The 9,294-nt window shown below is 59.6% G+C and carries 13 protein-coding genes; 7 read left to right on the top strand and 6 right to left on the bottom strand.

The annotated features are described in order from the left end of the window. Positions 1 to 351: 351 nt before the first annotated feature. The 3 genes from BMZ43_RS25620 to BMZ43_RS25630 all read right to left on the bottom strand — a co-directional run bounded on the left by BMZ43_RS25620 (position 352) and on the right by BMZ43_RS25630 (position 1,585). Positions 352 to 576 carry a hypothetical protein gene (locus BMZ43_RS25620; protein WP_091810491.1) on the bottom strand — a complete coding sequence of 75 codons (225 nt, stop codon included), beginning with the start codon at positions 574 to 576 and terminating at the stop codon, positions 352 to 354. Between the two features lie 71 nt (positions 577 to 647). Continuing rightward, positions 648 to 956 (bottom strand): hypothetical protein, encoded by a 309-nt coding sequence (locus BMZ43_RS25625; RefSeq protein ID WP_091810489.1) that lies wholly within the window; start codon positions 954 to 956, stop codon positions 648 to 650. Next, complete coding sequence (locus BMZ43_RS25630) at positions 953 to 1,585, bottom strand: ParA family protein (RefSeq protein WP_091810487.1); 633 nt, start codon at positions 1,583 to 1,585, stop codon at positions 953 to 955. The genes BMZ43_RS25625 and BMZ43_RS25630 overlap by 4 nt, the downstream gene beginning before the upstream one ends. A 1,966-nt stretch (positions 1,586 to 3,551) precedes the next feature. On the opposite strand from BMZ43_RS25630, the gene BMZ43_RS25635 reads away from it, so the two are divergent. After that, positions 3,552 to 4,136: a hypothetical protein gene (locus BMZ43_RS25635; RefSeq protein ID WP_091810509.1), complete on the top strand. Its 585-nt coding sequence runs from the start codon at positions 3,552 to 3,554 to the stop codon at positions 4,134 to 4,136. A 143-nt stretch (positions 4,137 to 4,279) separates the two neighbouring features. Next, complete coding sequence (locus tag BMZ43_RS25640) at positions 4,280 to 4,984, top strand: recombinase family protein (protein WP_091810507.1); 705 nt, start codon at positions 4,280 to 4,282, stop codon at positions 4,982 to 4,984. Here the strand turns inward: BMZ43_RS25640 and BMZ43_RS27560 are convergent. Both BMZ43_RS27560 and BMZ43_RS25650 read right to left on the bottom strand, forming a co-directional pair. Beyond that, a complete protein-coding gene (locus BMZ43_RS27560; RefSeq protein WP_091810505.1) occupies positions 4,921 to 5,187 on the bottom strand; it encodes an ogr/Delta-like zinc finger family protein in 267 nt (88 codons plus the stop codon). The genes BMZ43_RS25640 and BMZ43_RS27560 overlap by 64 nt on opposite strands. Before the next feature lie 12 nt (positions 5,188 to 5,199). Beyond that, positions 5,200 to 6,168, bottom strand: a complete 969-nt coding sequence (locus tag BMZ43_RS25650; RefSeq protein WP_091810504.1) for a phage portal protein — start codon at positions 6,166 to 6,168, stop codon at positions 5,200 to 5,202. 225 nt (positions 6,169 to 6,393) lie between these two features. Between BMZ43_RS25650 and BMZ43_RS27565 the strand changes: the two genes are divergently transcribed. The 5 genes from BMZ43_RS27565 (at position 6,394) to BMZ43_RS25680 (ending at position 8,479) form a co-directional block, all read left to right on the top strand. Further along, positions 6,394 to 6,663, top strand: a complete 270-nt coding sequence (locus tag BMZ43_RS27565; RefSeq protein WP_091810502.1) for a helix-turn-helix transcriptional regulator — start codon at positions 6,394 to 6,396, stop codon at positions 6,661 to 6,663. Positions 6,664 to 7,024: 361 nt separating this feature from the next. Beyond that, positions 7,025 to 7,198, top strand: a complete 174-nt coding sequence (locus tag BMZ43_RS26660) for a hypothetical protein (protein ID WP_091810512.1) — start codon at positions 7,025 to 7,027, stop codon at positions 7,196 to 7,198. Further along, positions 7,191 to 7,487: a hypothetical protein gene (locus BMZ43_RS25670; RefSeq protein WP_091810500.1), complete on the top strand. Its 297-nt coding sequence runs from the start codon at positions 7,191 to 7,193 to the stop codon at positions 7,485 to 7,487. The genes BMZ43_RS26660 and BMZ43_RS25670 overlap by 8 nt, the downstream gene beginning before the upstream one ends. Positions 7,488 to 7,509: 22 nt before the next feature. After that, a complete protein-coding gene (locus tag BMZ43_RS25675; protein ID WP_091810498.1) occupies positions 7,510 to 7,704 on the top strand; it encodes a hypothetical protein in 195 nt (64 codons plus the stop codon). Positions 7,705 to 7,780: 76 nt separating this feature from the next. After that, positions 7,781 to 8,479, top strand: coding sequence for a hypothetical protein (locus BMZ43_RS25680; RefSeq protein ID WP_093257796.1), 699 nt, complete (start codon positions 7,781 to 7,783; stop codon positions 8,477 to 8,479). 128 nt (positions 8,480 to 8,607) lie between these two features. Here the strand turns inward: BMZ43_RS25680 and BMZ43_RS26665 are convergent, their stop codons facing one another. After that, a complete protein-coding gene (locus BMZ43_RS26665) occupies positions 8,608 to 8,751 on the bottom strand; it encodes a hypothetical protein (protein WP_177205255.1) in 144 nt (47 codons plus the stop codon). Positions 8,752 to 9,294 lie beyond the last annotated feature (543 nt).

Below are 9,294 nucleotides of genomic sequence, written 5' to 3' on the forward strand. Positions count from 1 at the left end.
GCCGATGTCCGGCGACAGACACGCCGCTAGTCGACTGCGCGCCGGAAATATCGTGGTTTTGTCTTGGAAAAACCTTGCCGGCGACTTGGAAAAATCGTGTTACCGCTCGCGGGCATCCTGGAAAAATCGCGACGAGCAGCAGGGCAAGATAGGTGAAGTGGGCCAACCGGCGAGCGGTAGGCGTACTTCACTTTCGCTTATTCGCACCTGGTGCTCAACTGATCCGCGCAGAGCATGCGGGCGCCGCGCTCCGCGCGCCAATAAAAAAGGCCGCCAGGCGCTTTCGACGCCGGCGGCCTGCCCTACCCCATCCTCATCCTTTCGACCGCCCATCTGCAGCCGCTTTTGCCCCTAGCGGTGCTCCCACCGATTCATGAGCGCGGTCGCGTCGTCATCAAGCCGCGCGAACGCCTGAACAATCGTATAACCGGCCGGCAACAAGTCGGCTCGATTCGCTGCGAGCGCGCAATAGATGCGCTCGCCGGTCGACAGGCCGGCAAGTGCGTCGGCCTGCCCCGCCCGCACCGCCTCGGCGAGCGAGTCAAGGTAATCGAGCTGCGAAGGAATCATGCCCATTCAAGTCCCCTTTCGAGTTGGTGTTTTGGTGCTTTGATGCCTTGATACCATGATGCCAAGGCATCACGGCATCACTTGAACCGGGTGCCAGTGAGCGGCGGCAAGCCCTTTGAGGCACGCACCATGTTCAAGCCGACAATGAACAGCTCTTGCAACGATGTGTCATATCGCGCCGCAAAGTCTTTCGCCTCGATCCACTGCTCGCGCGTGAGACGCACCGGCACGGTTTTCGACGGCCTTGCCTCGGCTTTCTTCTCGGCCGGTGCGAACTCGACGGCCGCGTGCTCGACGGCCGGCTCGGCCGGCGGCATGACGGCCGCCGAGGGATTGTTTGCGCTGATTTTCAGCGCGCCAAAACTCGGGGTTTTCTTCGTGCTCACTGCATGCTCTCCATAAGCCATTGATAGACGGCGCGCGCTTCGCTCGCGGCCTTGTCATCGGGGTTCGACGTGAATTCGCACACGGCAAGGCCTGACGAAAGCGCACGGCCGAACGCCTTGCGATCGCCGAAGTATTCCGGGCACACCGGCCCGACCCGCGAAAGTGTCTCGATCGCGTCACGCGTTTCCGGCGATCGCTTGTCCGCTCGATTCAGGACGAACACGAACGGCCGGCCGGCGGCCGAAATGACCGACAAGGCCCGATTCAGCGCCGCCATATCGGGGAAAGTGGGCTGCACCGGCACGACGACGAGATCGGCGACGCTCACCAGCTCGGACGCACCTGCGTTGATGTGTGGCGGGCAATCGACGATCGCCAGCTCGTAACCTTCCGCCTCGGCCGACGCGAGCAAGTCGCGAATGTTCGACGGCGCGCCGGCGACGACTGCCGGCTCGTCTTTCGCTCGGCCGCTCGCCCACGCCTGCCCCGTGCCCTGCCCGTCTGCATCAATCAGTGCCGTCTTTTGCGATTTCGACGCCTCGACGCTGACGTGAATTCCGATCGTCGACTTACCGCTACCGCCCTTCTGACTGAACACTGATATTGTCCGCATTCGCCGGTTCTTCATGCCTTCCCCTTGGTATCAAGGTATCAAAGTATCAAAGCGCAATCCGCGCAAAGCCTTTGCAGCTGCGCGTCTGGCGGATGATGCCACAATCTTTTGATGCTTTGGTGTCTTGGTATCGTGGTATCACGACACCAAGAATCCTAACCGGCCGCCGGCGGCACCGGACAGGAAAGGGAAGGGCAGACACGCGCGCCGAGCGGCGCACCGTCACCGCCGGCCGATGCCGTGCGATATGCACCTCGTGCAGCCCGTCGACGTGCGCGCGCTCGCTGGCCGCTGGCACTGGCAGCCTCGATCCGGCCGCATGTGACTCGTCGACGGCCGCCAAAATCCGGCGATCGAGCACCAGGCTGACGGCCGGCAAGAAGCGACGGCCGACCGGCGCGGCCCCTTTTTCGGCCCGCCGGACCACCACGCAGCGCAAAAAACAGGGGGATTTCGCCCTTCTATCTCGCTAAGTCATTGATTATTGTAGAGAATACATCCCCAAGCGCCCCCCGTTTTTCCCCAAATTTGCCAGTTTTTTCCCCAACGCCGGTTTCTCGCCCCTATACCTCTCTCTCTTTTAAATCATTGAAAAGAAAGAAGAATAAGCACAGAAAGAGAAAATGCGCGCATCCCCATAAACACCCCCGGTTTCCCCGGATTTTTCCCCTGCCTATTTTTTCATCCCCAACTTTCCCCAACCTTTTGGGGCTGTTTTGGGGATGGTTGGGGGATTGCAATATCTTAAAAATCAATCACTTACGTATCAAATCCCCTCAATCCCCTAATCCCCGGTGTGTTCTCCGTGTACCCCCGCCGTGAGCCTCCAAAACGCGCCCTGTGCAGCTCGTCAACATGCGACGCCGGCCGCGCCCCTTCCCGAATCTCTACCCCACACTTGCAACGGAAAACCCGCCCTCCCGGAAACGCCTATATTCCGCTTTTCGACGCTATCGAATTCGCCTGCTCTCGCGACGGCCTCGATTTGCCCTCGGCGCGCATCGGTTCGCATCAAATCGGCCGCCTCGAAATCGCCGCAAAGCCCGTGCTGTATGGCGTTTAGCGGCCTAGGCGCTGACTGCATCAAAACGAGAGACCCAAGAAGCCGGCAGGCGCGGAGGGGTGACTGCGAACTTCGAACGACGATCGTTCGTAAAACGGCCGCCTAGCCGGCCGGCCTCTCAGGGGTAGCCGTGCCCTGCCGACCCCGTGGCGGCCCGTTGCAGGGCCTGGAATCGACCGGTTAGGGGGGTATTGGAAGGGCAGGGCGCGAGCGACCCCTGTTGCTGCTAAACCGTTGGGCGCCTGCATCGCGATCGCATCAAACGAGGTGCGCGGGACGCGCCGACTTGAGCGGTCGGGTCGGCGCGCAGCGACGGCGCGAGCGTGATTTAGTCGGCCGTTGTCGGGGCGGCTTGCCGCGCCGACCGGCACCGATAGCAATCACGTGTAATGACCGCCCGCGCCGTGGCGCGGTTCGTTGGTCTGGATATGGTTTGATCGTCAAGTGACGCGCGACGCGCGCACTTGTGACCCTCACGGGAGGGAGCGCGTAAGCGCGGAAGGGTGGTTTTCTACCGGCCGCCGCGGATTCGCGCGGCCGGCCGGTTGTTCGAATGCCAGTGGTTCACCCGCATCCCTATGGATAACGCGGCACAACTCGAAAGACCGAGTTGCACCACGTTACCCACAGGGAACCCTTGCGGCCTTTGGCTCCGCCCTGACGCGCTTCGCTTGCCTTGTTGAGATAGAAAAGCGAAAACACCGATCGTGCTAAGAGAAACTGCCATCGAAAGGCCTCCCACGGCCGTATAAAGCAAGAGAGAGAAGCAAAGGCCGCAAAGGCTTGTCGCACCGATGCTCGACGGACAGAATTTGGACCTCGACGGACAAAAAATGGAACTCATTGGACAAAAATCGTTGATTTTTTGTCCGTTGCGCGTCACGATGTGTCTCTGGATGGACACTGGAACACTTAAAAATGGCCGACGACAGGAAGATCGAAGCACCGAATTTGCGCTATCTCGAATATTCGCCCGATATCAATCCACTTGTCGAAGTGCGCGACGTGCCAGTAAAGCGCCGCTACGTCAGCACCGGCTTAAAGACGGACCTGGTAGATGCGGCTGGAGTCATCCAGGGTGCGAGCGTGATCCGCACGCTGGAGGAAAAAGACGATGCTGAGTTTGTGAAGGTATTCGCAGCTGGCATTGCCGCGTCTTATGACCTAACTAAAACTGGCCAGAAGGTATTTCAGGCCGTTCTAGGCGTTTATCAGGACGCGCCCATGAGTGGCGGATTTGCCGATACCGTCTACCTCAAGTGGTTTGATGAAGGCTTATCCGGCCACTCAATCGACATGAGCGAGAAAACCTTTCGACGCGGCCTGAAAGAGCTGCTGGCGCTCGGCTTCCTGTCCCCCAAAACGCCGTCCGTCTACTGGATCAACCCGGCGCTTTTCTTCAAAGGAAACCGCGTTTTGTTCGTGCGCGAGTATCGCCGCAAGTCGAGCGCGCTTGAAGCGCAGGGCCAGCAGCGTTTAGATCTCGACTCGCACAAAGCCTGACCAGAAAACGAACGTTTTCTGTACGGCTGGCAAGAGGGGCGCTTGACGCCCTTTTTCTTCGTCTGCTGTGTAAAGAAACTCAGTAAAGTTATCAACGCAAATAAAACGTCTGCAACGCGGTTTATTTACTCGACGGGGAAACCATGCGCGATTCATCCGACAAGGGCACGCTCGATATCGTCACCGGCGGCATGCGCATCGGTTATGCGCGCGTGTCGACGGTCGATCAAAACCTCGAGCTGCAACGCGACGCGCTCGCGCGTGCGGGCTGCGTGCAAGTCTATGAAGAAAAGGCGAGCGGGAAATCGGCAACCGGCCGGCCCGAGCTGGCGCACCTGATGCGGGCTTTGCGCAAGGGTGACACGCTGATCGTTTGGCGGCTCGATCGCCTCGGCCGATCGCTCGTCGACCTGGTGCGTATCGTCGACGAGCTGGCCGCGCGCGGTGTCGCGTTCGAAAGCCTGTCAGAGAAGATCGACACGAGCACCGCGCAAGGCCGCATGTTTTTCGGGTTCATGGCGGCGATGGCGCAATATCAGCGTGACGTGATAAGCGAGAACACGCTTGCGGGCCTGAAAGCGGCCCGCGCACGCGGTCGCAACGGCGGCCGGCCCCCTGCCCTCGACGATGTCGCGATCGCCGAAATACGCGTGCTGATGCAAAGCGCCGATATGTCTGCGATGCGCATTGCGAAGCGATACGGCGTCAGCAAAACCACGCTTTACAACACGCTCAAGCGCGCCGAGAAAAAAGAGGCCGCCGAGCTATCAATCCGGCATCCACCTCATGCCGTGACAGCCTTCGCGCCTCTCTTTCCCTTCGCCACGAAACCCGACACAGGCAAGTGAATATCGGGGTTTGGCTTGTTGCTCGGTATCAACGTTCGAACAGCCTCTAACGTCGCGGTGAAGGTGTGCCCACACTCGAAATCGGTACAGGCGTAACGAATTTCGATCCGCAATGGTGATACTTCAAGGCCTCCATCCGCAACCGTGCGGGATAGGCAGTGTGGGCACGCAAATTTGAGTCTCAACGACTTCGGGCTTGTCATAATGGCTCCAGCTCACGCGATCACGGAATACGGGGTGAATCTCACGACCTCATCGCCGAGCGCTTCGTTGATGCGCTCGAAGCGACGTTGAAGCGACCCGATTTCATTCACGCCAAACACTTCGGCAGCCTTATCGGCCGCACCAAAGCCCCCGGTATTGCTCGGCACGATGCCCATGAGCTGCGGCGGGATGCGATGTGCGGCGAGAAGGTCATCACGAGAAACATTCTTGATGTTGAAAAACTCGTCTTTGGCCGTGACCTCAGACATGGGTATGAGCTGGATGCCGTCTTTCTTTCCGTTCGGCGCGTACACGAACATGTTGCGGAAATTACCCGGCCCCTTGCTTCGCCTCAACGCTTCGCGCATGGCGTCGATATCGGTTTGACTGTTCACGGCGTCGGTCATGTACATGATGAACCCGGCGTGCGAGCCGTTCTCGTAGTACTTCCGGCGAAAGAGCGTTGCAGACTCATTGAGCCAGGCGCTATTGAGCGCGCCGAGATATTCAGGCAGTCCATACACCTCCTGGTTAATGTCCGGCTCCATCAGATGAACGATCGAGTCCGGCTCGAATTCGTGCTCAATGTCCCATCCGCTGACTTGGAAGAAACGCTGCAGGTCTGTCGAGCGGCGCACGTACTTCGCCGGCGCACGCTTGAGCGGCTGACGATCGCCGAGGCGGCTTTTTTGCCCCTCAAGATAGCCATTGCCGAACACCAGGTAATCAAGCGCCAGCTTTCCAAACTCCTCTTGCGATAGCAGCCTGTGCGGAATGAATGTCGACGCGAGCACGTTGCGCTTGAAGTAGATCGCCGATCCATGATGAACACCAGCTCGAAACGATTTCGCCAGGCCTGCCCACGACACCGGCGGCTCGAACCATTTTCCGGCCGCCCAGGTTTCAACGTAGTCGAGAATCTCGGCGCGGTCCATTACCGGCACTGCATCGCCGAACGTGAAGGTTTGAATGTTGCTCATGATGTGTCTGCCGTGTCGTTATCGGGGAATGTCGCGCAGTCGTTATAACGCCGTGCATTGCCGCGCCAGTAACACAATTGCCTGTATTGATAACGAGTACATCGTGCGATGTTTGCCGCGTGGCATGCAGGCCTGAGAGCATTCGCTGTGACGCTGTGTGATACGGACTGACACAACCTGACACACATCGTTGATTGCACCTAGACCTGAGAGGAAACCTAACGAATGGCAAAAAGATCAATCGCGCTTTCGATTCCCGAAACGGGGTTCCTTCGACTGCCTCAAGTGCTTTGTATCGTTGGCTTTTCAGCTAGCACGCTGTGGCGCGGATGTGCGTCCGGTACTTTCCCCAAGCCGGTCAAGCTATCGGTCAAGGTGTCGGCCTGGCGCGTTGAGGATGTGCGTGCGTGGATCGCCAAGCAGGGGCAATCGACTGCCGGCGCGATCGCCCCAGGTGCGAAAGCATCCCGAGCAAAGTGCCGCCCCAAGTCCTGACCTTCGACCCATGATGAACACTAACTGCAACCTCATAAGTGACGCACCCCCATCGCTTCGCATGCGTGCGAAACGCGTTGCGAACCGATCGCGTGCCCTCTATACTTTCCCCGTCGCTGAGACAACAGCGATCCGGGGTGAGAGCCGGGAAAACGGAAGGCGGGCGACCGCCGGCAGGCGGTTTTTTTACGTCCGTACACCTATGCGCTGTGCCTTCTATGGGCGGGCCTTGGTGAGGGTGCGTTCGCGCACGCCGGTTGCCTTCTGTACCGGTCTCTCAACCTTGTCATGTGTCCGCCCACCCATCCCGTTTGAGAGCGGGACGGCGGGTTTTCCGGCCCTTACAGAAGGAGTTAGCGCAATGCTGCTGCCCACTCATGCCCTATCCGGGCAATCCCCCCTCATTCTCTCTATCGTCCGCGAAGCGTTGCGCGCCGCGGCGATTGCCGACACGTACCAGGACGCGCTCGATGCAACCGGCGATGCACTGCGCCGCGTTGCTGAACTCGCACAAAGCGGGGTGCGTCATGGCTAAGACCCAATCGACCGTCATCGCTCCGAGCCCCGCCGATCATGCAAGCGATATCGCCGAGCTGATTTTTCAAACCGCACTGGTCAATCATGCGCTCGAAACGACGCGCAATCTGTCGCGCATCTATGCCGATCTTGCGCATGAAGTGCCGGACGATTCGTCCGCCGTCACGCTCGATGCGAAGGCACTGCGCGGCATGATGACCTTCTTTACCGCGCAGCTCGACGAGGCGCTCGAATCCCTCGACGTGGTTATCGCGCTGCTTTCCCAGCTCGAAAAACCGGCCGCTTAACCGCCGATCGATGGAGATCCACATGAGCAACCTCGCTACCCTCTACAAAGCCGCTTGTGACGCCTCGGCAAAATTCATCGCGGCGCGCGACGAGCTGGTGAAAGCCGAAACCGCGTACAACGAGGCGCGGAAAACGGCCCCCGCACACGAACTCAACGCCGTCGAAACGCACCGTCGACCGCTGAATTTTTCGAACACGGTTTGCACTGACTGCTGACCCTCCCTCATTCATGAATCACGCCGGCGCGTCGACACTGCGCGCCGGCCATCGCATCGCTACCCAAGGCCATCAAATGAACGATCTGCAACAAAAACACGAACAAGCCAAGTCCACCTATGCGGCCGCCCTCGCCAATCTGGAGCTGGCTCGACACACGTATGACAACGGCGCGGGCAAGGCTTTCGCCGAGGCGAAGAAACACCGGGAATCGCTCGCCACGCAGCTCGACGGCGAGAAGCAAGCGAGCGAGCGCGCCAAGGCCACGCTTGCGGAAGCCGTGTGCCAGTCGAACGGCGCACGAACGGCCGACGTCACCCAGGCACTTTCCGATCGCCGCAACGCTGACGATATGGTCGATCAACTGAGCGCGCTGCTGTCGGAGGCTGACCGGCTTGTCGAATCCGCCCATGCCGAGGCGTCGACCGCAGGGCGGACGTACATGGCAGCCTACGAGGCGGCCGCGCAACGCTGGGCGGAAATGAACGTGCTCGCGGCGCTTGCCCAATGCGGCGAGCAAATTGCCCGCGCGATGGCTGTCAAAGCCCCGAACGGTCTGCCGTACCCAATCCGGTATGAACGTGGCGAAGCCGGAAACCTCGACGCATCGAGCGAACAGCTCGTTATCAAGGAACTTCGTGCGCTTGCGGAGCAATGCGATACGCGGCCCTACGTGCAGGAAATCGGCACGGTGGACCTTGGCGCGATGGAACAACAAGACGTGCTTTCTGCTGCGGCAATTCATAAACGTTTCCGCACGGCCGAAGTGCAGTGATAACATTGCCGCTCAGCTCGACGCTGGTTTAACCGGCTCGTGCCAAATACCAAGCCCGCCCCCCGGCCTTGGGTATGGCGGAACGGATTCTGCGTTTTCCGTTCCGCCACCTCTCCCGCCTTCTCGCGTCAATGCCATTTCCACGCGACGCAAACAATCACTAGCACGACCACGAAAAAGCACGCGCCGAGGGGATGCGCATCGAGCTTCACCACGAAATCGCCGCACGCGCGGATGACCTTCGCCAGGTCCAGGTTTTCGAGAAATTTCATCGGCTTCACGTGTTTCTAGAGTTAGAGCCGATGTATAGGTAAAAGCTGTTTAACACTTCGGCCCCTCCGTTTTGGATGCCTCCTATGATCGCGTCACGACTGCTATTCGATGTCGACCGTTTTCCTAGCGGCGCTTGAACCGGCATCACGACCGCATGCCGTCAAGAGGCGCGGGTCGAAATTTGTCATGTTTTGTTACGCGATGCGCCTAGGGTGAGGGCGACCGCGAGACTTTGCGGGCGACCGCGAATCACATCCACTTGCGGTTTTCCGCGTGCGGCGCCGGCGCCACGCATCTAGCGGTAATTGAATGAGAGAAGAAGCGATGTTTGGGGTTTTCGTGAAGCGGGCGAACTCGCAACGCACGCACCTACGGCAAGACTTCGAGCGCGTCACGGCCGAGCTGTGCCGTGCCGACGCGTCGACGCAAAGGCAAGTAGGACGCGGCATCAACCTTGCCAATACGCGGTTTGTTGACGGCTTCGGGAGCGAGGCCAGGTTTCGCCAGGCGCGACCGTCCGAGAGACGGCGCCACCTCCGGCA

Origin of the sequence: Pseudomonas sp. Snoq117.2 (assembly GCF_900110545.1) — a bacterium.
GTDB lineage: Bacteria > Pseudomonadota > Gammaproteobacteria > Pseudomonadales > Pseudomonadaceae > Chryseomonas > Chryseomonas benzopyrenica.